General features: G+C 63.0%; 21 protein-coding genes. 9 read left to right on the top strand and 12 right to left on the bottom strand.

Annotation, left to right across the window (positions count from 1 at the left end; genetic code table 11):
- Nucleotides 1-115 precede the first annotated feature (115 nt).
- The 3 genes from FVP60_RS08755 to FVP60_RS08745 form a co-directional block, all read right to left on the bottom strand.
- Nucleotides 116-661, bottom strand: a complete 546-nt coding sequence (locus FVP60_RS08755) for a MerR family transcriptional regulator (protein WP_147825878.1) — start codon at nucleotides 659-661, stop codon at nucleotides 116-118.
- Between the two features lie 109 nt (nucleotides 662-770).
- The gene (gene ftsR / locus FVP60_RS08750; RefSeq protein ID WP_147825877.1) at nucleotides 771-1,454 is read right to left on the bottom strand and encodes a transcriptional regulator FtsR; all 684 of its coding nucleotides are present in this window, start codon (nucleotides 1,452-1,454) and stop codon (nucleotides 771-773) included.
- Complete coding sequence (locus tag FVP60_RS08745) at nucleotides 1,454-1,936, bottom strand: FHA domain-containing protein (RefSeq protein WP_147825876.1); 483 nt, start codon at nucleotides 1,934-1,936, stop codon at nucleotides 1,454-1,456. Before FVP60_RS08745 ends, ftsR begins: the two co-directional genes overlap by 1 nt.
- Nucleotides 1,937-2,105: 169 nt before the next feature.
- Between FVP60_RS08745 and lpdA the strand changes: the two genes are divergently transcribed.
- Nucleotides 2,106-3,506, top strand: coding sequence for a dihydrolipoyl dehydrogenase (gene lpdA, locus FVP60_RS08740; protein ID WP_147825875.1), 1,401 nt, complete (start codon nucleotides 2,106-2,108; stop codon nucleotides 3,504-3,506).
- 115 nt (nucleotides 3,507-3,621) lie between these two features.
- Here lpdA and FVP60_RS08735 read toward each other — a convergent pair whose 3' ends face one another.
- The 4 genes from FVP60_RS08735 to FVP60_RS08720 all read right to left on the bottom strand — a co-directional run bounded on the left by FVP60_RS08735 (nucleotide 3,622) and on the right by FVP60_RS08720 (nucleotide 5,832).
- Nucleotides 3,622-4,251 (bottom strand): CYTH domain-containing protein, encoded by a 630-nt coding sequence (locus FVP60_RS08735; protein ID WP_246132533.1) that lies wholly within the window; start codon nucleotides 4,249-4,251, stop codon nucleotides 3,622-3,624.
- Entirely contained in the window at nucleotides 4,232-4,447 is a 216-nt protein-coding gene (locus FVP60_RS08730; protein ID WP_147825873.1) for a response regulator, read from the bottom strand. The genes FVP60_RS08735 and FVP60_RS08730 overlap by 20 nt, the downstream gene beginning before the upstream one ends.
- 119 nt (nucleotides 4,448-4,566) lie before the next feature.
- A complete protein-coding gene (locus tag FVP60_RS08725; RefSeq protein ID WP_147825872.1) occupies nucleotides 4,567-5,187 on the bottom strand; it encodes a prepilin peptidase in 621 nt (206 codons plus the stop codon).
- Nucleotides 5,188-5,535: 348 nt separating this feature from the next.
- A complete protein-coding gene (locus FVP60_RS08720; protein WP_147825871.1) occupies nucleotides 5,536-5,832 on the bottom strand; it encodes a DUF1905 domain-containing protein in 297 nt (98 codons plus the stop codon).
- A gap of 114 nt (nucleotides 5,833-5,946) precedes the next feature.
- On the opposite strand from FVP60_RS08720, the gene FVP60_RS08715 reads away from it, so the two are divergent.
- The 3 genes from FVP60_RS08715 to FVP60_RS08705 are packed head-to-tail and all read left to right on the top strand — an operon-like array spanning nucleotide 5,947 to nucleotide 11,641.
- The gene (locus tag FVP60_RS08715; RefSeq protein WP_147825870.1) at nucleotides 5,947-6,675 is read left to right on the top strand and encodes a hypothetical protein; all 729 of its coding nucleotides are present in this window, start codon (nucleotides 5,947-5,949) and stop codon (nucleotides 6,673-6,675) included.
- Nucleotides 6,675-8,249 carry a DNA polymerase Y family protein gene (locus tag FVP60_RS08710; RefSeq protein WP_147825869.1) on the top strand — a complete coding sequence of 525 codons (1,575 nt, stop codon included), beginning with the start codon at nucleotides 6,675-6,677 and terminating at the stop codon, nucleotides 8,247-8,249. Before FVP60_RS08715 ends, FVP60_RS08710 begins: the two co-directional genes overlap by 1 nt.
- Nucleotides 8,249-11,641: an error-prone DNA polymerase gene (locus tag FVP60_RS08705; protein WP_147825868.1), complete on the top strand. Its 3,393-nt coding sequence runs from the start codon at nucleotides 8,249-8,251 to the stop codon at nucleotides 11,639-11,641. Before FVP60_RS08710 ends, FVP60_RS08705 begins: the two co-directional genes overlap by 1 nt.
- Before the next feature lie 121 nt (nucleotides 11,642-11,762).
- Here FVP60_RS08705 and FVP60_RS08700 read toward each other — a convergent pair whose 3' ends face one another.
- Entirely contained in the window at nucleotides 11,763-12,980 is a 1,218-nt protein-coding gene (locus FVP60_RS08700) for a globin domain-containing protein (protein WP_147825867.1), read from the bottom strand.
- A 136-nt stretch (nucleotides 12,981-13,116) separates the two neighbouring features.
- On the opposite strand from FVP60_RS08700, the gene FVP60_RS08695 reads away from it, so the two are divergent.
- Nucleotides 13,117-13,770, top strand: coding sequence for a helix-turn-helix domain-containing protein (locus tag FVP60_RS08695; RefSeq protein ID WP_147825866.1), 654 nt, complete (start codon nucleotides 13,117-13,119; stop codon nucleotides 13,768-13,770).
- Between the two features lie 6 nt (nucleotides 13,771-13,776).
- Here the strand turns inward: FVP60_RS08695 and FVP60_RS08690 are convergent, their stop codons facing one another.
- From FVP60_RS08690 to FVP60_RS08680, 3 genes are all read right to left on the bottom strand, one after another.
- The gene (locus FVP60_RS08690; RefSeq protein ID WP_147825865.1) at nucleotides 13,777-15,501 is read right to left on the bottom strand and encodes an alpha/beta fold hydrolase; all 1,725 of its coding nucleotides are present in this window, start codon (nucleotides 15,499-15,501) and stop codon (nucleotides 13,777-13,779) included.
- A gap of 141 nt (nucleotides 15,502-15,642) precedes the next feature.
- Nucleotides 15,643-16,245, bottom strand: coding sequence for a TetR/AcrR family transcriptional regulator (locus tag FVP60_RS08685; protein ID WP_147825864.1), 603 nt, complete (start codon nucleotides 16,243-16,245; stop codon nucleotides 15,643-15,645).
- 5 nt (nucleotides 16,246-16,250) lie between these two features.
- A complete protein-coding gene (locus FVP60_RS08680) occupies nucleotides 16,251-16,640 on the bottom strand; it encodes a hypothetical protein (protein ID WP_147825863.1) in 390 nt (129 codons plus the stop codon).
- Between the two features lie 140 nt (nucleotides 16,641-16,780).
- Between FVP60_RS08680 and FVP60_RS08675 the strand changes: the two genes are divergently transcribed.
- From FVP60_RS08675 to FVP60_RS08660, 4 genes are all read left to right on the top strand, one after another.
- Nucleotides 16,781-17,233, top strand: coding sequence for a DUF2871 domain-containing protein (locus tag FVP60_RS08675; protein WP_147825862.1), 453 nt, complete (start codon nucleotides 16,781-16,783; stop codon nucleotides 17,231-17,233).
- Nucleotides 17,234-17,262: 29 nt separating this feature from the next.
- The gene (locus FVP60_RS08670) at nucleotides 17,263-18,906 is read left to right on the top strand and encodes a DHA2 family efflux MFS transporter permease subunit (protein WP_147825861.1); all 1,644 of its coding nucleotides are present in this window, start codon (nucleotides 17,263-17,265) and stop codon (nucleotides 18,904-18,906) included.
- Between the two features lie 493 nt (nucleotides 18,907-19,399).
- On the top strand, nucleotides 19,400-20,488 hold the full coding sequence (locus FVP60_RS08665; RefSeq protein WP_147825860.1) for a 2,3-butanediol dehydrogenase: 1,089 nt from the start codon (nucleotides 19,400-19,402) through the stop codon (nucleotides 20,486-20,488).
- A gap of 84 nt (nucleotides 20,489-20,572) precedes the next feature.
- Nucleotides 20,573-22,195, top strand: a complete 1,623-nt coding sequence (locus FVP60_RS08660; RefSeq protein ID WP_147825859.1) for a deoxyguanosinetriphosphate triphosphohydrolase family protein — start codon at nucleotides 20,573-20,575, stop codon at nucleotides 22,193-22,195.
- Between the two features lie 15 nt (nucleotides 22,196-22,210).
- Here the strand turns inward: FVP60_RS08660 and FVP60_RS08655 are convergent, their stop codons facing one another.
- Nucleotides 22,211-22,708 (bottom strand): family 1 glycosylhydrolase, encoded by a 498-nt coding sequence (locus tag FVP60_RS08655; protein WP_147825858.1) that lies wholly within the window; start codon nucleotides 22,706-22,708, stop codon nucleotides 22,211-22,213.
- Nucleotides 22,709-22,804 lie beyond the last annotated feature (96 nt).

Here is a 22,804-nt window from a genome sequence, read left to right as displayed (position 1 = left end):
ACACGTTACGAAGTGTTTCACTTTTGGGTGCAATGACGCCAACTTGGCGCTGTGCGATCCGCAAGCCACCAAAAAAGCCCCCGCCAGTTGACGGGGGCAATGCAAGATTTGTGGGCTATGCGGTGCGACGTGCGCGGCGCGCAGCCAGCTCATCAACCGGGTCAGGCGCCGTCGGGTCAAACTCGAGCAACGTCGATTCCACTTCGTGCAGCACCTTGCCGACGGCGATGCCAAATACGCCCTGGCCGCGGCTAACGAGGTCGATGACCTCGTCGTTTGAGGTGCAGAGGTAGACAGATGCACCGTCGCTCATCAGCGTGGTTCCGGCAAGATCGCGGATGCCTGCGGCGCGAAGCTGCTCAACGGCGGTGCGAATCTGCTGCAGCGAAATACCGGTATCGAGCAGTCGCTTCACCAGCTTAAGAACGAGAATGTCGCGGAAGCCATACAGGCGCTGGGAGCCGGAACCCGAGGCGCCGCGAACGGTGGGCTCGACCAGCTCGGTGCGTGCCCAGTAGTCAAGCTGGCGGTAGGTGATTCCTGCGGCCTTAGCGGCCTGCTTGCCGGTGTAGCCGACCTCGTTGCTCAGCTCGGGCATTCCGTCCGTGAAGAGAAGGTCAGCCGTCAACGTGGCGTCAGGGTTGCTCGCGTCGAGCTCCATGCCCGCACCTCCTCAAAAGCTTCAACAACTACTTCAAACCTAGAGCAGGGGGTCGTCTGGAACCAGGACATTCGATGCGCGCGTCGCCGCGTGTTTCATCACGGTCCGGTTACGACGACAGCATCCGCTCCAGGGCACTCTGCGTGAAGATGCGGCGAACCTCATCCAGGCGACTCGCCAGCTCCGGCGCCAACTCGTCAGCGCGAGCTCGCGCCGTCGCGTCAGAGCGCCGCAGGTAGGCGGCAAGAGCCGACTCAATCAGCGAAACCTCGCGGTCAACGGTCTGGCGCATTCCGCGAACGTGACGCGGCTCGATGCCGTGACGGTCAAGCGCAACAAGTGCACGCAACAGCGTCACCGCATCTTCACCGTACGATTCAGCGGCAACCAGCACACCGGTTGAAATCGCATCATTCAACAACTGTGTGGGGGCCGAGGCTGCGGCAAGCAGGTCGGCTCGCTTGTAGCGACGCGCCGTCGAGTGAATCGACGGCGGCACCGGAACATCGGGGCTGTTGCCCGCATCGATATCTGCCAGGTGCTCGCGAATGACCGAGTGGGGCAGGTAATGATCGCGCTGCAGGGTGAGAGCAAGACGAACACGCTCAACGTCGGCGTGCGAAAACTTGCGGTAGCCCGACTCGGTGCGAGCAGGGTTCACAATGCCCTGCGCCTCAAGAAAGCGCAGTTTCGAGCTGGACAACCCAGGAAACTCATTCTCCAGGCGCGCGAGCACCTGGCCGATGCTCAGCAGGCCGCCAGCGGAAGACCGATCGCGTGCAGTGCTGGGCATTATGCTGCGGAACTCGCTACGTCAGCCGGCGATGAAAAGAAGTTCATGCGGAACTTTCCGATGCGCAACTCAGCACCGTTGGTGAGAACGCCGCGGTCAACGCGTTCGCCCTCAAGATACGAGCCGTTGAGGGAACGCTGATCGATGAGCTCGAACACGCCTTCGGTGCGCTGAATCTCAGCGTGACGACGAGAGACGGTGACGTCATCGAAGAAGATGTCAGCGTCGGGGTGACGACCGATCGTTGTGACGTCGGTGTCAACCAGGTAGCGGGCGCCGGCCGTCGGGCCAGAGCGCACGATGAGTAGCGCCGCTCCCTGCGGAAGCGCACCAATGGCTTCAAGCTCGACATCTGACAGTTCGACACCGAACGGGATAAACGACAGGTCGGAGTCGTGCCCGAACGTCTGCGTGGTGTCGGTCGCCGCTTCGCGCGGTTCGTGACCGCCGCGGAACGGGCTTTGTCCTTGTACTTCTGACACGCTGGCCTCCTTCCTTTCAGCCTATCGGAATTGCTCACGCGGTCGGGAGCCGATTCTCGCTCCGGCAGGCATCTGGGGTGCGATCCTACGGATTTTTCGCACAGCTCGCACATATTTACGTGGTTCCACAGCGGTCCACGAGGCGCGCACGGCCTTGTAGGCTTATGGCATGCCACATTTTGACGTCGTCATCCTCGGTGCCGGCCCCGGCGGTTACGTCGCGGCCGTGCGAAGCGCACAGCTCGGCCTGAATACGGCCATCATTGAAGAGAAGTACTGGGGCGGCGTCTGCCTCAACGTGGGATGCATTCCCTCGAAGTCGCTGCTGAAGAACGCCGAACTTGCGCACACGCTCGCGCACAAGGCTGATTTCTTCGGCATCACGGGCGAGAACATCTCCATGGACTTCGGCGTCGCATTTGACCGTAGCCGCGACGTGGCTGAGGGTCGCGTCAAGGGTATTCACTACCTGATGAAGAAGAACAAGGTCACCGAATTCGATGGCCGCGGCTCCTTCACTGATGCCAAGACCATTGAGGTCGCCCTCAGCAACGGCGGAACCGAGACGGTCACGTTCGACAACGTCATCATCGCCACCGGGTCGACCGTTCGCCTGCTGCCGGGCGTTGAGCTCAGCGAGAACGTCGTCACATACGAGAAGCAGATTCTGACGCGCGACCTGCCCGGCTCGATCGTCATCGTCGGCGCCGGCGCCATCGGTATGGAGTTTGCCTACGTGCTCTCCAACTACGGCGTCAAGGTCACCATCATCGAGTTCCTCGACCGCGCACTGCCCAACGAAGACCCCGACGTCTCGAAGGAAATCCAGAAGCAGTACCGCAACTACGGCATCGACATTCTCACGTCCACCAAGGTTGAGTCGGTCGTTGACAACGGTTCGTCGGTCACCGTGACCTACACGGGCAAGGACGGCAACACTGCCACGATCGAACCGGACAAGGTTCTGATGTCGGTTGGTTTCGCGCCGAACGTCACCGGCTACGGCCTGGAGAACACGGGTGTCGAGCTCACGGAGCGCGGTGCGATCGCCATCGACGACTACATGCGCACCAACGTTTCGCACATCTTCGCTATCGGTGACGTCACCGCGAAGCTTCAGCTCGCTCACGTTGCTGAGGCGCAGGGTGTTGTCGCTGCGGAGACGATCGGCAACGCGGAGACCCAGACCCTGGGCGACTACCGCATGATGCCGCGTGCAACGTTCTGCCAGCCCCAGGTTGCTTCGTTCGGTCTCACCGAGCAGCAGGCTAAGGATGAGGGCCACGAGATCAAGGTCTCGGTCTTCCCGTTCATGGCCAACGGCAAGGCACACGGCCTCGGCGAGCCCGTTGGTTTCGTCAAGGTGATCGCTGACGCTGAGCACCTCGAATTGCTGGGCGCCCACATGATCGGACCAGACGTTTCGGAGCTTCTGCCCGAGCTGACACTGGCGCAGAAGTGGGATCTGACGGCTGTGGAGATGGCGCGCAACGTGCACACGCACCCGACGCTGTCTGAAGCGCTGCAAGAGACGTTCCACGGTCTTGCTGGCCACATGATCAACTTCTGATCTGACAGACATGAAAGGAGGCGGTTCCCAGTCGGGAGCCGCCTCCGTTGTTTTGGTGCAACCGCGTGCGGTTGCCCTTTGTGTTTGCGTTTGCGTTTGGGTTTGTGCGCGGGCGCTACTGGCCGAGCGCTCGGGCCAGCTTTGACGCGGAAGCCGCCGGGCGGGCTCCGTGTGCATAAGCAATGTCTCGCGCCGCGGCGAAGAGCGCTGCCCGCTGTTCTTTTTCAGCCGGAGCAGCGGGGCCAAGCTCGAACTCCCACTCCCGCCAGGCGCGCTGGGCGCCTTCGCGCAGGTCATCGGCAACGACATGGTCATCGACGAACTCGGCGATGACCCCGCCGTCGGCGTCGCGCAGCGTGTAGGCATCGCGTTCGTTGCGAACGCGGGCCAACGGAACCAGGTCGCCGCGCGCCCACTCCGCTGCGGTCTCACGAATGGCGTCGGGAATAGTGTCTGCGCTCCCCAAGGGCCAGCGTAGTTCGACCCGCGCGTCGTCAACCAAGGGACCCTTCAGATGCCATCCGGCATCGGGACCACCCGTGCGGCGCCGGATCGCAACACCGCGACGAGCCAGACCCGCATCTGGAGTATCAATGTAGTGGGCGTCGAGACTGCGCCGTTCCGGCCCTTCGACCGTGGCCACGCCAGCCAGCGCGCACCAGTCCGGCACCGCCGTTTCGGCATCGACGTCATACGTGTGCTCGATTTCAACCGAGCGTTCTGGCTCAGTCGTCGGCGGGGTCAATGGGTTCCGTTGACTCGTCGTAGGCAAACGCGATCTGCGTCGCTCCGTCGCTGTCGCCGGTGTTCTCCGCATCACCGACGCGGCGATAGATCAGTTGCCCTTCGGTGTACGGCAAGATGAGTTGCGTTTCGTCAGCATCATCCATCGGAATCAGCTGACCATCGAGCGGACCGCCCGTGAGTCGTGCAATAGCCATGTGCACATGGTAGACCAGCCCCACGGTGGTGGCACAAGCCACACAAGCAGGTGTGAAACCTGCACAAAATTCACCGTCTCAGGTTTCTCATTTTCCTCATTTTTCAGAGGGGATCTCCACTAGCTCGGGACAACGCTGAGCGCGAGGGCAAGCCACGCTCCGAAAATGAGAAAGGGACCGAGAGCGATGGCCGTCTTTCGTGTCGCACGCCCCGTCACCATTGCGATGATCGCGAAAACGCTCGCCGACATCAGCGCGCTCAGCAGCGCGAACGGCAACGCAGGCAGATTGAACCACGCCACGATCGCAGCGAGAATCGCCGCGAGCTTGACGTCTCCTCCCCCGAGCCCAGCCCCAGGGATTATCGCCAGGGCGAGCAACACCAACCCCGTGGCGACCCCGATACCCAGCCCCCATAGCGCCGCCTGTCCGTCGGCGCCGGCAATCACGGCCATGAGCATGATGAGAAGAGTCATGACGGCCAGCGGGCCCATGATGATGTGGGGCAAGATGTGGTGAAAAGCGTCGGTAATAACCAGGCACGCACTGGAAACAGCGAGCACAACGAGCCCGAGACACAGCAGAACGTTGGCCATCCAACCACCCGCCGGGTTAGCCCGGGAGAACCCTCCGGCGGCCAGCATGAGCACCGCGATTCCGATGCCAACAGCGCTCAGCACGGCGACACTGAGGCGGTGCTGCCGCATCGCGCTCTTCGTCTTCTGGATCGTCGCTGACATTGCCCCTCCGCGAGGAGCGTATCGAAGCGACGATGAGGACCGGCTTGCCTCAACAAACCTGTGGATAAAAAAGGATTCGGCCCGGCCTCGTGGGGACGAATGGGCCGGACCGAATCCTGACAGTCTTCAGAAACTGTCGTGGTCTGGTATTGCGGACTCCGCGAAACGAACTAAGGGGTGTTCGACTTCTCGCAGTGCGGATATCCGCGCCAGGGACTCTTCAATAATGAGACACTTCTCATAAAGATGCAAGCCCCGCTCGGGCAATTGCCAGGATTTTGTGCACGATGTGGGGCAATCTCGCGCCACACCCACCCGCACCTAGCGGCTATCTACAAAGCCGATGAGCTAGGCGTCAAGAATATCCAGGTGAATTGAACAGGCGTCACCAACAGTGAGCCCAACGGCATCGCGAATTGCCCGCTTGATGGGCAGCACATAGCCCTGCTCCGACACACTCGGAAAGATCGATGTGCTCCACTCCTGGTCAGCAAGGCGCACCCGCACACGCACAGACCCAAACCCCCGCGGCACGCGCGGAATTTCACGAATCATGTCGGAGAGCTCCGTCGGAACGGTGACAAACGTCCACGCCTCCGTCTTGGCTTCCCACAGCCACAGCGTGGATTCGAATTCGATGCGCATGGGAAAACCCTAGTCGGTGAGCCCTCCCTTCAGCCCGAAGGCGCAATGTCCGATCTTCGATATAACGTTGCTTCACAGGTTGATTAGTTAGAACATACTTTCTAGGATGTGGCTATGGCTGTTCCCCTCCGCGCGAGTTCCACTCCCGCGTCGCTCCAGGGTCTGCGCGAGCAGATTGAGCGTGCGGAACGCCGGCGTGCCGATACTGCGATCATTCCCGTGTCTGCGCCCCTGGTTCCGTTGTTCTTCGATGGCGGGCTCAAACCAGGAGCCACCTATGCCATTGATTCTTCTGTCAGCGTCATGCTGTCGCTCATGGCCGAAACGTCAACGGCTGGCTCCTGGTGCGCTGCCGTGGGTTTTGACTCTCTGGCCGCCGAAGCCGTTGAGGGCTTCGGCATTACACTCGAACGTTTCGTCATGGTTCCCAACCCCGGAACCCGGTGGCTGGCCGTGGTGGCAGCGCTCGCCGAAGTCATCCCCGTCATCGCAATTCGCCCTCCCTCTCGCCCCCGCGATGCCGACATCTCCCGGCTCAGTGCACGCCTTCGTGAGCGCGGCGGGGTTCTCCTGGTGCTTGGCGAGTGGCCGGGCGCTGAAGCAACACTCTCGCTATCCGAGACCAGTTGGCGCGGCATTGGTCAGGGGTATGGAGCCCTACAGTCTCGTGCGGTTACCATTTCGGCGCGAGGACGCAGGTTTCCGGCTGCGCGGCGTGCTCGGGTTCTCCTTCCCGGCCCATCGGGAGCGGTGGTGGCGTTCACCCCCGCGGCCAGTTCGGTGACACCCATCGACTCGCCGGCGCCGGCCGACCGGCGCGCTCATCTCACGGTGGTGGCCTAATGTCTTCAATCACCGCTGCGCCGCAGCGCACCATCGCACTGTGGTTTCCTGATTGGCCCGTGACCGCACGCGCGCTCACCACACCCACGGGGTGGGTAGCTGATGCCCCGATCGCCGTCACGCACGGCAACACCATCGTGGCCTGCTCTGCCGCTGCCCGTGCCGCCGGAGTCCGGCGCGGCCAACGACGACGCGATGCGCAGGCTGCGTGTTCTGATCTCCGCCTCATGCCCCACGATCCTGACCGCGATGCACGAGCGTTCAGCCCTGTTGTCTCCCGCATCGAAGCCCAAGCTCCCGGGGTTCATATTGTGCGGCCGGGGCTGTGCATGCTTCGATCTCGAGGTCCGGCTCGTTACTATGGCGGTGAGCGTGAAGCCGCTCGTGTTCTCATCGACGCGGCCCGCGAGCACGGTGTCGACGCGGTTCAGGCCGGCATAGCCGACGGTGCTTTCACGGCAGAACAAGCGGCGCGCACTGCGAGCATTGATGTCGGCGACAACCACATTCGTATCGTCGCCGTGGGCGAGGCCGCGGCTTTCCTCGCTCCTCTTCCCATCGCCATTCTCGACGACACCGATTTGGCGAGCCTGCTGTCACGGCTCGGAGTACATACGCTCGGGCAATTTGCTGCGCTCGACGAGACGCTGGTGCGTGACCGCCTCGCCGAACGCGGGGCGCAGCTGCAGGCATTGGCGGGCGGCCGTGACTCCCGGGAAATCACCCCACGAATTCCCCCTCCCGAGCTAGCCCGCGACGTAGCTTTCGAATCCCCGCTAGAGATTGCCGAGCAGGTTGCCTTTGCCGTGCGTCAGACCGCCGACGAGGTGGTTGCCGCCGTGGCAGCTGCGGCGCTGGTGTGCACAGAAATTCGCATCGAGTTCACTGACGATCGCGGCATCATGTCTGACCGGGTGTGGCTACACCCCACCTGCTTTGATGCCGCCGCTCTTGTCGATCGCGTGCGTTGGCAATTGCAAGCCGCATGGGAAAGCCCCGATCAGGCAACCCAGAACCCCATCGCCCAGGTTCGCCTCATTCCCGAAGCCGTTGACGATGCCGTGCACCACCAACCCGCCCTCGTGGGGCGCGGTCCCGATGCCCGTGTTCATCACGCGCTCTCCCGCGTGCAGGCAATTCTTGGCCACCGCGGCGTTGTCACCGCCGAGGTCACCGGCGGGCGACTCCTCGGCGACCGCCAGCACCTGGTGCCCTGGGGAGACCGCATCGTCTCGACAACCGTGCGAGATCGCCCCTGGCCGGGCCATCTCGAGCCCCCCGTACCCACAACCCTCACCCCCCACGATGACATCGATGTTCTCACCGCAGACGGTGAGCGCGTACAGGTCACTGAGCGCGGAGATACCACCGGAACCCCCACGCACATCGTCATCAATCGGCAGCGCCTGCGAATTTCATCGTGGGCAGGTCCGTGGCCGCTCGCGGAGCGGTTTTGGCTTCATGGTCAGCGGCAACCACCCCGCTACCGGTTTCAAATCGTCGATGAACGTCATCGAGCCTGGGTCGTTCTCTACCAGTCAGACGAATGGTGCGCAGAAGGCAGGTATGACTGATGGGCTTTTCCAATCCCCCCATCTCCTGGTCGGAGCTTGAGCGCGTACTCACCGAAACTCGCCGACCCAAAACGACCCCAACGGGCGCTGATGGCGGCGACTCCCCCGCGTGGTCTCACAAGCGCGGTGAATACGTTGCGCCGGTAAGCGAGCGTCCCCGCAATACGGTTCCGTATGCCGAGCTGCACGCTCACTCCTCGTTCTCTTTTCTTGACGGCGCCTCCAGCCCAGAAGAACTCGTTGAAGAAGCAGACCGACTGGGGCTTCACGCCCTGGCGCTGACCGATCACGATGGTTTCTACGGCATCGTGCGGTTTGCCGAAGCGGCAGAACAAACCGCACTCAAAACGGTCTTCGGGAGCGAGCTATCGCTTCATCTCCCGAATCGACAAAACGGTGAGGCTGACCCCGTCGGAACGCATGCACTCATCCTCGCGCGCGGCGAAGAGGGCTACCACCGGTTGGCCGGCGCCCTCACCCACGGTCAGCTGCAGGGCAGGCAAAAGGGGCGTCCGGTTTATGTCTGGGAAGAGCTCGCTGCTGCCTCGGGGCACGAGTGGGCTGTGCTCACGGGGTGTCGAAAGAGTTCGGTGCTTCAAGCGCTCGCCGAGAGCGAAAGCGCTGCTTCTCGCGAAATTGATCGGCTGACGGCGCTGTTTGGCCACGACAACGTCTACATTGAGCTCACCGACCAGGGAAACCCGCGCGATACCGTGCGCAACGATGCTCTCGCTGCGCTCGCGAGCAAGCATCGCCTTCCCCTTCTCGCCACCAACAACGTGCACTATGCCACACCGCCTCAGGCTCGACTGCATGCGGCTGTCGCCGCCGTGCGGGCAAACCGCAGCATGGAAGACCTCGATGGCTGGCTCCCCTCGACCGGCGGCGCATTCCTTCGCTCGGGAGTCGAAATGACGGCCCGTTTTCAGCGATATCCCGGCGCCGTCGCCAACACCGTGACGCTGGCCGATGAGCTGGCTTTCCCCCTCCGTCGAGCGCGTCCGGCGTTGCCTCAGCAGGAGGTTCCGCCTGGCCACACCCCCATGAGCTGGCTTCGTCATCTCGTTTGGGAGGCCGTGCCCGAGAAATACCCCCGTCTGACGCCTGAAAACAGAGATCGCATCAACAAAGAGCTCGACGTTATCGAGCGTAAAGACTTTCCGGGGTACTTCCTCATCGTTCATGACATCGTTCAGGAGGCACGCCGCCGCGGCATTCTCTGTCAGGGGCGAGGCTCTGCCGCCAACAGCGCGGTCTGTTATCTCCTGCACATCACGGCTGTCGACGCCATCGCCTACGACCTCCCCTTTGAACGTTTTTTGTCGACGCTGCGTGATGAAGAGCCAGATATCGACGTCGACTTCGATTCAGAGCGACGCGAAGAAATCATCCAATGGGTGTACGGCCGCTACGGACGAGAGCGGGCAGCGCAGGTGGCCAACGTCATTCAGTACCGGCCCAAAAATGCGGTGCGCGACATGGCGAAAGCACTCGGATACTCCACTGGCCAACAAGATGCCTGGTCGAAGCAGGTTGAACGCTGGGGAGCAGAGCTGTCAACGCAAACAGCTCACGACATTCCCGATCAGGTCATCGAGTACGCCACGGAGCTCCTTAAGGCGCCGCGGCACCTCGGTATTCACTCCGGTGGGATGGTGCTCACTGACCGCCCTGTCGGTGAGGTTGTTCCGGTCGAACACGCCACCAAAGAAAATCGCACCGTGATCCAGTGGGACAAAGATGATGCTGCCTGGATGGGCTTGGTGAAGTTTGATCTGCTGGGGTTGGGCATGCTGGCTGCGCTCCAACACTGTTTCGATCTCATCGCTGACACCACGGCAGAACGATGGTCTCTTGATTCCATCCCCAAGGAGGAGAAGGGCGTATACGACATGCTGTGTCGCGCCGATTCGATCGGTGTCTTTCAGGTCGAGTCGCGCGCCCAAATGGGGCTGTTGCCCCGCCTGCAACCTCGACGCTTTTATGAACTCGTCATCCAGATCGCTCTCATCAGACCCGGCCCCATTCAGGGTGGCGCCGTGCATCCGTTCGTCCGGCGCAAGCTGGGACAAGAAGAGGTCACCTACGCGCACCCCAAGCTCAAACCGGTGCTCGAGCGCACACTGGGCATTCCGGTCTTTCAAGAACAACTCATGCAGATGGCGATGGCTATTGGCGATTGTTCGGGGGAAGATGCCGATCTCTTGCGCCGTGCGATGGGGTCGAAGCGCGGGTTGGAACGCATCGACTCGCTGAAAGAAAAGCTGTACGCAGGTATGGCCCGCAATGGGCTCAGTACCGAAGAAGCTGACGCGATTTATACGAAGATTCAAGCATTTGCGAACTTCGGATTTGCCGAATCACATTCACTCTCCTTCGCGCTTTTGGTTTATGCCAGCTCCTGGCTCAAACTGCATTATCCGGCAGCCTTTCTCGCCGGCCTGCTTCGAGCCCAGCCGATGGGTTTCTATTCACCGGCGACGCTGGTCGCCGACGCTCGCCGCCACGGCGTTCAGGTTCTGCGACCCGACCTTGCCCTCTCCCACGCCGCCGACGGGCTGGAAGCCCTGGGCGACAGCACTGCGCCAACGGGCGTCGATCAGTGCACTCGTCGAGAACAGCCTCCCGTTGGAGTGTTCCGTATCACCGACCCAGAAGACACGGCGAAGCACCGGCGTGACGGAGCGTTTGCCGTGCGTTTGGGGCTCGCTGGGGTCACGGGTGTTGGCGATAAGACCGCACAGCGAATCGTCGATGAACGGGATAAGCACGGGATGTTCCATGATCTCCATGACCTTGTTCGCCGCACCGGCATCACCTCAGCCCAGGTTGAGGCTCTCGCCACGGCAGGTGCATTCGATTGTCTGGGCATCTCTCGCCGCGAAGCACTGTGGCTCGCAGGCAACGCGGCACTTGACCGCCCGGAGTTTCTTCCCGGCACCGTGATGGCCGTGCAACCACCGCTGTTCACCGACCCCACCAGTTACGAAACACTGGCCTCGGATTTGTGGGCGACCGGCATCTCCACAACAGATCATCCGATCACGCATTTCCGTGCTCAGCTCGACGCTCGCGGTGTGCTCACTTCGCGGGAGTTGCGCACGCATGAGAATGAGCGGCGCGTTTTTGTCGCTGGGCTCGTCACCCACAGGCAGCGCCCGGCCACAGCTTCGGGCATTACCTTCATCAACCTCGAAGATGAGGCTGGCCTCACCAACGTCATTTGTTCTGTGGGCGTATGGAACAAATATCGTTCCATCGTGCGAGACTCCCCCGCACTCATCGTCCGTGGCATCGTGGAACGATCGCCGGAGGGGGTGACGAATATTATCGCCGATGGTTTCGAAGATCTTCGTGTCGGGTTACAGCACAACTCGCGTGACTTCCGTTAGCACCAAACGCGATCCGAGTAGGCACCAAACGCGCGGCGCCCGTTCGCACCAAACGCGCGGCGCCCGTTCGCACCAAACGCGCGACGCCCGGATGCCCAAAGACACCCGGGCGCCTCACTCATCAGCCTGCGTTGTCCGGCTGCTGCGCCCACAGGTCGGGGCCGAAGACTTCGTAGTGAATGCGCTCGCTGGCCACACCGCGGCGCATGAGCGTGCCGCGCGCCGACTGCATGAACGCGAGCGGACCGCACATGAAAACGCGAGGGTTGTCGGGCAGGTCGACGTCATCGAGGTTCATGAAGCCCGATTTGGCGGGATGAATCGTGGGAGCCGACTCCGCACCCGCCTCATACCAGTTCTGTGCTTTCGCATCGCTCATCGCGACAATCTGACTGCGCAGCGACGCGTAGAGCGCATGCGAATCGTGGTCGCGGTCCGCGTGGAACAACCGCACCGTGCGCGCGGGTTGGCGGCGCGAGAGATCCTCCAAGATCGCGGCAACCGGCGTGATACCGATGCCCGCTGACACCAAAACCAGAGGCTCATCCGAGCTGTCCAGAACCACATCCCCGGCAGGTTGCGACAACAACAAAACAGCGCCGGGCTTCGCGTTGTCATACAGCCAGTTCGAGACCTGACCGTCGGGATTGCCATTCACTCCGCGAACACGCTTCACCGTCACTCGCAAGGCATCGCCACGCGGCCCCGATGAGATCGTGTACTGGCGAGGCTGGCGGGTTCCGTCGGGCAGATCGACGGCAATCGCAACGTACTGGCCGGTGTGATGCGCCGGGGTTTCACCGGCGACCGGAGCGAGAACAAGGGAGAAGGCGTCACCTGATTCCTCGGCGCGCTCGACCACCCGGTACTCGCGCCAGGGGTTTTCCGGGTCAGTGCCACCCAGTGCGTAGAGTTTGGCTTCTTCGGCGATCAGTGCGGTGGCGAACAGCCAATACACCTCGTCCCACGCGGCCCGAACCTCGGGAGTCACCGCATCACCCAGCACGATTCCGACTGCATCCAGCAGGTGACGGCCGACAATCGTGTAGGAGCGAGCCGGAATGCCCAACGAGACGTGCTTGTGCGCGATCCGTCGCATCACGGGTGCGAAGTCGGGGGCATCGGGCGTGATGAGCTGCACCGCAAACGCGACGACCGATGCCGCCAGCGCTTTGGGTTGCTCACCGATCGCCTGGTTCGCGCGATTGAAAACGTTCAATAGTTCGGGGTGAGCGTCAAACATCAACGGGTAGAACACTCGTGTGATGGCTTCAGCGTTTTCAGCGACGACTCCGGCGGTCGCGGCGACGATGGCTTCCGACTCAGGTGAGAGCTTCATGGCTGTCCGTTTCTCGTGATGGTGTCAGCAACAGTTCCTACTGTCGCCGCGTTCGAAAAAGGGAGGAGGATTTTCCACCGGTTTTATCCGGCCGAACGGTCAGCCCGGTCTCATCCCCTCGGTTTAGCCTGGTTGCATGCCGCGCCGCGCACATGACTTTCGTGGGTTAACCCAACCCCGCAGGCTTACCCTGCTGCGCGCAATTCAGCGGGTACCGGGTCGGCGTGCGGGCGAGATCGCCTCCGAGACGGGCATTCCGCTGAACACCGTGCGCGATCACCTGCGGGTACTCGAAGATGAGGGTTTGATCCGCGCAGACACGGTTCAGGTCGGAACGGCGGGGCGCCCGCCGGTGACGTATTCCCCGGTGCGTGATGCGACACAGCATCCGGTTGCTGCGGCACGGGTTGCCAGTGCCAGCGAGCGCGGGCGCCTCTTGCGCGCTGTGACCGACGCGACATCCGCACCGCTCGAAGACGACGCCCAGCGGCAAATCGACGTTCTCTACGAACATCTCGAAGACGCCGGCCTCGACCCCCGTGTCAACGAAGAATCCCTCACGTTTGAGCTTGCTCCCTGCCGCTATCACGACATGATCGACGAAGATCGCGCGCTCGTGTGTGGGGTGCACGCCCGCCTCGTGCAAGATGTCTTGCGGCAAACCAACGGCCCGCTCGCGCTTCGCAAACTGCAGCCATTCGTCACGGCGCATCAGTGTCAGGTCATGCTCACTCGACGCACCATCGACAACGACACGACGTCAGCTGAGCCCGCCGACGACACCCGGTAGCGCGTGTCAGCCGCGAGCGCATTCGGTGGCAGCTGACTGGCCCGCAAACCGATCCGTCGTCCAAGACATCAGGTCGTCAAGCAGGGTTTGGTCAGCGACCAAACCCATGTGATCGGCATCGGGATACTCCCGATAGTCGATGACTTGGCCCGCCGCGCACCGCTCGGAGACGTACCCCTGCTGCATCGCCGGAACCACGAGCGTATCGGTGAGACCCTGAGCGAGAAAAACGGGCGCAGAAATCAGCAATCGAGGCACATACCGCTCGGCGTGCTCTCCCAACGCACCATCACCCGGCGACTGCGCCCACACGCTGGCATCTGCTGACAGCGCCGTCGCGATCGACACCAACGAGGACGCATCGGTAAGACAGCGTGACTGCATTTCTTGCATCATGATGTGAGCACCGGGGCGCACATAGTCGGTGGTCGCGACGTCATCGTAGGTTCCGGCGTAGGCGGCCAGCGCGAAAGACCCGAAGACGGAACCAACCGGCTGGTCTGCGATTGCTTCCAAGAGAACCGGCAGGTCACTGGCCGGAGCCATTGCGGCGACACCCGAAATAGTGAGTTCTGGAGCGTATGTGCTGGCAAGACCCCCTGCCCAGAGGCTCGCGTGCCCTCCTTGCGAATGCCCCCAGATCACGGTTTCTTCTGCGAGCGAGATCGACTCCAGTTGCCGAGCGGCACGGACGGCGTCCAGCACCGCTCGCCCTTCCCCTTGGCCAATCAGATACGGCTGCACCCCGGTTGTTCCCAAGCCGGGGTAGTCAGTCGCCACGATGCTCCACCCGGCGGCGAGAGCATCCTCGGTCGCCGGCATTCCGCCGGCGACAAACGGGTGTTCCAAGAGCGACGGAGCGCACCCTCGAGCGAAACCCGTGGTTCCATGCGCCCAGGCAATAACCGGAGACCGTGTGGCATCAGCCGGCGCAATAACCAGACCAGACGCCGTGATGATCTCGTCGTCGCCGTTGGTCGTGGTGTACAGGATGCGCCATCCCTCGGCCCCGGCCGGTACGTCTCGCGTAAACACCTGCGCAGACAAGAGCACGCCAGCCTGAGGGGGCAAGCCGTCGGGTGGCGTGTAGAAACCGTCGGGTTGCGGGGTACCGCTCAGCGCGAGGCCGCCCGCGACGAGCGCAATCGACCCGACGAGTGCGAGGCTGGCAGCGACGCCCGTGCGCACGCGGGCGCCGCGCGATGGCACGATCGATGCCGCAGTCGAGGAGTCTCGGTCGCTCCGCGCACCTCGCCACACATGGACGAGTAGCTCGACGCCAAAGAGAACCAGATACACGCCAAAGATGGTTGCCACAAGGAAGACCGTGGCGTCGGGCCACGCCAGGGCGGTCACCGCCAGGAGGAGGGCCGCGAGACCCGAGACCATGGATGCATAACGGTCGCCGTGCCTCCCGCGCACCGCTCCGATCATGCGGCTGAGCGCGGTGATGATGAGCGACGCCGCGGCCAACAACACCAGGAGCGAGATGGTCATGCCCGGGTAGATGAGAATCGTTGCAACCACACCCACAGCTGCGGCCGCGGGAAGCACCCGCGCCCACCACGGCCCGGGAGAAAAGACGTGTGCGAAGCCGGTCAGGAGGATCGCGCCGATCACGACGAAGATCAACAGCCCCCACGCCAAGAACGGACGAAGCACGACATAAAGGCCCGCGAGAATGCACGTGATCGCAATCACAAACGTGACCCACCGGGGCGGTTGGGTCAACAGCCGGCAGTAGGGCTTGGCGAGCTGAGCCCATAAGCCAGGGCGCGGCGAAGACGAAGATTCTTGAGATGTCACGGCGTTCGATTCGCGATGGGTGAGATGGTGCGAGCCTAGCGGTCGGCGCTCGCTGAACGCGACGGATCAGCCAGTGGCGTCGGTGTCTGCCGCGAGCGCCACGACGGCCCGGGCTGCGGCGGCGATGACGCTTTCAGCGAGCTCGTCATCGCGATCGACCAACCACGTCAGGGTGAGACCATCGGTCAGGGTAATGAGCAGGCGTGCGACGGTCGGCAGCGGAACCAACCAGTGGGCGCCGGTTGCTTGGGCGCCGATATCGAGAGCTTGCGTCACTAAGCGCGTGTAGGCGGCGTACTGCTCGCGGGCGAGGTCGGTTTTCTCCCGCAACGCGTATTGCGTGAGTTCGAGCATGGCGAGCTCATGCGGCGGGTCTGCCTGCAGGTGCCGGAGGTATCCGCGCAGCCCTTCGTAGACCAGATCATGCAGGCTCTTACCCTCGACGTCGGTGGGCGCGATGGCGCGCTCCTCAAGAGCGACGACCTCGCCGATGAGTACCTCAAGCAATTCATCGCGTGAGTCGAAGGCATAGTGAAAGCTCGCGAGCGACATATCGGCTTCGGCCACGATGGCACGCGTTGACGCCGCGGCGAGGCCGCGTGAGGCGACAACACGAAGGGTCGCGGCCAACAGAGCGCGTCGACGTTCATCAACCGGTGTTCGCGCCATATGTGTCACCCCTCGACGTCGTCGTCGTGCCTTGCACTAAGGCTAATCGAAGTGGGGCGTTCGTCCCACTTATTTCTCACGTTCACGCGGCCGCCACCGTGATGGTTCCGCTCATCCACGAGAGGAGAGCGACTGGCTAGTGCATGACGACGAGCTTGGCGACCACGATAATCAGGCCGGTCGCGCCGACCATGACCCGCTACGACACCTGAGTAGACATGAGCCAGCCAAAACACAACGTGAGTGACGGTTCCAATCACGAGAATCTGCCCCGCCGACGAATGGGCGATGCCCGCTGCTGCGATCAAACCCGAGACCAAGATCAGGCCGTACACGCCCTCTTCGGTCGAGACGTGCTTGATGTAACGGCGTGCTCCGCTCGGCATGGCATCCATGTCATAAGCCTAGGCAATCGGCGGGCTGGCGAATGACATCATCCAAATGGGTGATAGTGCATTCACCATTCCTCGCGATGACGCCGGAACCACGGGGTGATGAACTCGAAGGAGAGTTAAACATCACAGGAGAAATCACCATGAAGAAACTGTTCAACGCCGCCCTGGTGTACATGGTCTTGGGCGTGGGTTCCGGACTGTTCTATCGCGAGTTCACGAAGCTGAACGACTTTCCTGAGGGGCAGTTCACCCAGCTCGGCCTCGCCCACACTCACCTCCTCACGCTCGGATTCATTGTCTTGCTGATCGTGCTGGTGGTTGAGAAGGCCTTTCGAATCTCGGCGAGCCCGCGGCTCTTCGCCTGGTTCTTCTGGCTGTACAACGCCGGTGTCGGTGTGACGTCGGCCATGTTGATCTGGCACGGAACCTTGACCGTGCTGGGGAAAGAGTCCAGCGCCATGATCTCCGGCATCGCGGGTCTCGGCCACATCAGCATCACGGCGGGCATGATCGTCTTCTTCATCGCCTTGCGCCGCGCGATCTTCCACTCACCCGCGCAACCTGCCATCGTGGAGAGCACCACGCAAGCCTAACCATAAGCGCGAGCAGGAGGGCCACCCTTATGACGACACCGCAACAGTCACCGGCTCCGACACGGCGTGATTGGGCGGCCCTGGCTGTGCTCTCTATCGGCCTCGGACTCATCGTGCTGGACGGCACGATCGTGGGTGTGGCGCTCCCCGCCATCATCGGTGATCTCGGCCTTGACCTCACCGATGCGCAGTGGGTCAACAGCCTGTATGCGGTCTTGTTGGCGGCTCTGCTGCTCTCCACGGGCAACCTCGCCGATCGGTGGGGCCGCAAGCGCCTCTTCCTCGTGGGCCTGATCGTCTTCATGGCCGCCAGCGTGTTCGCCGCAACGTCCTCGACGGCGGGCATGCTGATTGCCGCGCGCGCCGTCCAAGCCGTGGGAGCCGCGCTCATCATGCCGTCCACTCTCTCCACGGTCAACGCCGTGTTCCGGGGGCGGTACCGCGGCGCCGCCTTCGGGGTGTGGGGCGCGGTCATTTCGGGTGCGGCCGCCGTCGGCCCCCTGGCCGGCGGGGCCCTCGTGCAATGGACCTCATGGCACTGGATCTTTCTCGTTAACGTGCCGGTGGGCATCGCGGTTCTCATCGCCGCTATCGTCACGGTGCCCGAGACCCGTGGCGTCAAGACTCGACCCGGTGTTGATGTTGATGGCGCGCTCCTCAGCGCGATCGGTTTCGGCGCGCTCGTCTTCGCGGTGATCGAGGGCCCCGATCTCGGCTGGCTCTCCCCCGCCGGCGAATTCTCCCTTTTCGGCTGGGAGTGGCCCATCGATGCGCCCATCTCTGTGGTTCCGGTCGCCTTCGCCGTCGCCGCCATTGCTCTCGTGCTCTTCGTGGTGTGGGAGCGGCACCGTGAGAAGGTGCAGCGAGCCGCCCTGCTCGATCTCAACCTGTTCAGTTATTCGACATTCTCATGGGGCAATCTCACGGCCGCGATGGTGGCTGTGGGTGAGTTTGCGATCATCTTCGTGTTGCCGCTGTACCTGATCAACGCGCTGGGACTCGACGTGATGGGTGCAGGTCTCGTGCTCGCGGCGATGGCGCTCGGTGCGTTCTTTTCGGGCGCATCGGCGCGTCATCTCGCCGCCCGCTTCGGCTCACCGGGCACGGTGCTGATCGGTCTCGGACTCGAGGTCCTGGGCGTTGTTGCGCTTGCGCTCGTGGTGCAAGCGACAACGCCGGGGTGGATTGTCGCTCTCCCCCTCGTTGTTTATGGCTTAGGCCTGGGCCTCGCGTCTGCACAACTCACGGGAACCGTCTTGCAAGATATTCCGGTCGAGATCTCGGGTCAGGGCTCGGCCACGCAGAGCACGGTACGCCAGGTGGGCTCAGCGCTGGGAACGGCCTTCGCCGGAGCCGCCCTGGCCGTGTCCCTCGCGATCACCGTGCCGACCGCGCTGGGCGAGGCCGGTATCACGGGCTCGCAGGCCGAACAGCTAGCCGAGTCGACGCGTCTCACCGCCGGAACCACGATTGCACAGTTGCGCGCTGAGGGTGCCGCGAGCGCACTCGGAGACCAAACGCCGCAAGCCATCGACGCTCTGGCATCTGGTTTTTCCGACGCCACCCGCGCGTCACTTCTCGTCGCAGCCATCTTCCTCCTGCTCGGCTTCGTTGGAGCCGCGCGGTTGCGTCGTGCGGCCGGTGCAGCGCATCGGCCGGCCTCCACGCCTTAGTGATTTTCGCCGGCGTACGCCAGCGCGAGCGGCATGACCGAGATCTCGGGTTGGCTTTTCGCAGCGTTTGCCGCCGGCAGACGGCACCATGAGGTTGCGCTCCGCGCTCACCACACGATTGAACGTGCTCATTCTGGTGCTGAGCCTGACGGTCGCTGAATTGCCGCTCGCCCCGTCGCTGCCTCTCCTCACCGGTGCTGGTGTGCTTGTGTTGCCCCACGACGCTTGCGCTCAGGGCAGCAGAGCGACGCGCATGCGGTTATTTCCGGCGCAGTCGGCGACCCCCAGCAGCGCGATCAGGCGTAGGCTGAAGGTATCAAGCAGTGTGATCGTTTGAGACGCTGAGCCCTGTTAGGCCGCGTTGCTCTGATAGCCGAACGACCTGCGCACTGTCTTGCTTCTATTGGACTAATCCAGTCATCGAAGCGATGAAGCGAAAGCATGCCACCGCGCGCTTTCGCCTCGCGCGTCGGCGCATGAAAGGTTGATCATCGTGAAGGCAGCACGCTACTACGGCCGCAACGACATTCGCATTGAAGACATCGAACAGCAGCCGCTGGAGCCGGGAACGGTGCGTATCGATGTGGCATGGACGGGGATTTGCGGCACCGATCTGCACGAATATCTCGAGGGCCCGATCTTCGTTCCGGCTCCGGGTCAGCCGCACCCGATTTCGGGAGAATCGGCACCCATCACGCTCGGCCACGAGTTCTCGGGTGTGGTATCTGAACTGGGTGAGGGTGTCACCGATCTCGCGGTCGGCGACCACGTCGTTGTTGAGCCGTACATCATTCACGATGACGTCAACACCGGCCCTGACTCGAACGACTACCACCTGTCTGAAGACATGAACTTCATCGGCCTCGCCGGCCGCGGTGGCGGACTGGCTGAAAACATCGTCGTCAAGCGCCGATGGGTGCACAAGATTGACAAGGCTGTTGCCCTCGATGAAGCCGCCCTCATCGAGCCGCTCTCAGTTGCCTACCACGCCGTCATGCGCTCGGGCGTCAAGGCTGGTCAAACCGCGCTCGTTGGCGGTGCTGGCCCCATCGGTCAGCTCACTGCCGCCGTGCTGCACGCTCTCGATGTTCGCGTCATCATTTCGGAGCTGTCGCCGTTGCGCCGTCAGAAGGCTCTCGATGCCGGCGTCGCCGATGTGGCGTTGAACCCGGCCGAGGTCGACGTGGTGGCCGAGGTGAAGAAGCTCACCGGCGGTCAGGGCGCCGATGTTGCCTTTGAAGCAACGTCTGTGCAGGTTGTCTTTGACACGCTGATGGACGCCGTGCGCCCCACCGGCGTCATCGTTGTGGTGTCGATCTGGGGTAAGCCTGCGACGTTCGACATGCACAAGCTCGTGATGAAAGAGCTCGATGTGCGCGGAACCATTGGTTACGTTAACTCGCACCCTGCGACGATTGCGCTGGTGGAGTCGGGCAAGATCGACCTCAAGCCGTTCATCACGGGAAAGATCGGTATGGAGCACATCGTTGACGAGGGCTTTGACACCCTCATCAACCGCAACGAGACGGCCGTGAAGATTCTAGTGTCGCCCTCGGGCGCCGGGCTCGAATCTGCCGAATAACACGGTGTGATCACCGCGTGAGGGAGACGAAGACGCGGTCTTCGCCTCCCTCACGCGTCTGCCCCAGGCTGGTTGAATAGGGCCATGACATTCGCGGATGCCCCCTCTCTGGCACGTACATCGCGCCGATACGCCGAGGCCGAATCTTCCCAGCACTCCGCGCTGTCGGTCGAAGATGTTGCCGGCGCCGACGAGGGAGCCAGCAACGGCTCGCTCGCGACCGAGCAATACCGCATTGACCTCGAACGCATCCGTTTCTCCCCCTATTTCGGGCGGCTTTCCGATGTGACGCAGGTGGTTCCGCTCTCCGGTGTTGGGCCGATGGCGCACAACCGCCTGACCCACTCGCTCAAGGTGAGCGCCGTCGCCCGCGTGATTGCCGCCAACCTCGCCGGTACTGCCGCACGGCGCCGCGCTTTCACCCGCGGTGAGCGCCGCGAAGACGATGCAACCGGCGCCACCATTGAGATGCTCGGCGGGTGTGACACGATCGTCGCCCAGGCAGCCGCGCATGCCCACGACCTCGGTCACCCACCGTTCGGGCACCTCGGTGAGCGGGTGCTGGACCGCGTCGCACGCGAGCGGTTGGGGCTGCTCGAAGGGTTCGAGGGCAACGCGCAGTCGTTTCGCATTCTGGTGCAGCTCGATACGCTCGGGCGCAATTTTCCTGGCCTCAACCTGACCGCAAGCACGCGCGCGGCCACGCTCAAGTACCCGTGGACGCGTGGCGAGTGGATCGGGGTGTCCATCTCGGATCTGGCGGTCTCTGATCGCCGTCGCGGCGTGGGCGCCGACCCGATTGCAGGAGCGGGCAAGTTTTCGGCCTATGCGCTGGATGCGGCGCAAATGGAACAGGCTCGCAGCGCCTTCCCCACGATCGCTCCGGGGCAGCAAACGATCGAGTGCGCGGTCATGGATCTCGCCGACGATATCGCCTACGCCGTTCATGATCTGGACGAGTTTGCGCGCGCAGGCGTGCTGCAGCAGTCCGAAGTCGCCGCAGAGTTTCGGGCTTGGCTGTCGGCCGCTGCCGCGTTTTCAACGATGGACGAGACCGAACTGGCCGCAACGCGGCGCGCACCCGGAACGGCACTGGAGCTCTTGTGGCGTCGCGCCTCAATGAAAGACGCGTGGATTGCCGACCGCGACGCCTTCGCCGAGGCCGTGCAACGGGTGAGCGAAAGCATCAGCGGCTCGCTGCTAGCCGCCGCTTACGATGGCGGCATCGACAGTGAGCGTGCGGTCTCGGGTTTTACTCGACGATGGATTGAACACTTGCGCACCTCGGTCGTGGTGGAGCGTAACCCGCATGTGCGCAGCGGCCACGTTCGACTGAATCAGCGCGCGTGGCACGAAGTCATCGTGCTGAAGTTTGTGCACGCGCACTTTGTCTTGGAGCGCCCGGAGCTTGCGCTACCGCAACGCGGTCAGGCACGCATCGTCACCGATCTCGCTCTTGGCTTTGACGCCTGGCTGACCGACTCCGATGACGCACCGCGAGCACCACGGCGCCTGCAGGAGTGGGTCGAGGAGGTCACGCACAACATGTTTGCGCTGCGGCAATCGCGACCCGAAAGCATCGTGGGCGAGGCGAGCGATGCCGGGCTTCGTCGTCAGGCGCGCGGCCGCGCGATCGTCGACTACGTGTCGTCGTTGAGTGATCAGCAGGCGATCGCCACGCACCGCACCCTCACCGGCACCGCGTAGTCACCGCCGGTTCCGTCACCGTGGGGTGACCGCCGGTTGCGTCACCGTGGGGTGTCGGCGTCGTCGAGCATGCTGGCGACCGCGTGTACGGCCTCGGGCCGGGAGATCCCAGTGAAAGATCGTGGCGAATGGCGTGATGTTGGCGGCGTGCAGCTCATCGAGCAAGCGGTCGTAGAAGTCGACGCCGGTGGGGTCGAGCGGGCCGCGCCCCTCGGGTTGCAGGCGGGTCCAGCCGAGGGAGAAGCGGTAGGCGTCAAAGCCGAGCGCCGCCATGAGGCGCACGTCTTCGGAGACACGGTGATAGTGATCGGCGGTCACCGCCGTCGTGCTGGCGTCGAGAATACGGCCGGGTTCGGCGCTAAAGCGATCCCACGCGCTGGGGGTGCGCCGGCCGACGGTGGTTGCACATTCGATCTGCGCCGATGCGGTTGCCGTGCCCAGAACAAAGGAGGGCGGAAGGGCCTGACCCAGCGCTACCGGGTTGGCGCCAGCGTGCGGTTCGTGAAACATCATCGCCTCCCCCGGCTAACGTCATCGTTCGCCCAGTCACAGAGTGGGACACTTGTCCCACTTCCCGTAGCTTAGGAGCACTCCCGCGCCAGGGCAAGG

Origin of the sequence: Microbacterium mitrae, assembly GCF_008017445.1 — a bacterium.
In the GTDB taxonomy this organism is placed as follows: domain Bacteria; phylum Actinomycetota; class Actinomycetes; order Actinomycetales; family Microbacteriaceae; genus Microbacterium; species Microbacterium mitrae.
The sequence above is the reverse complement of the archived record's forward strand: the minus strand, read 5'-3'. Positions and strand labels throughout refer to the sequence as shown.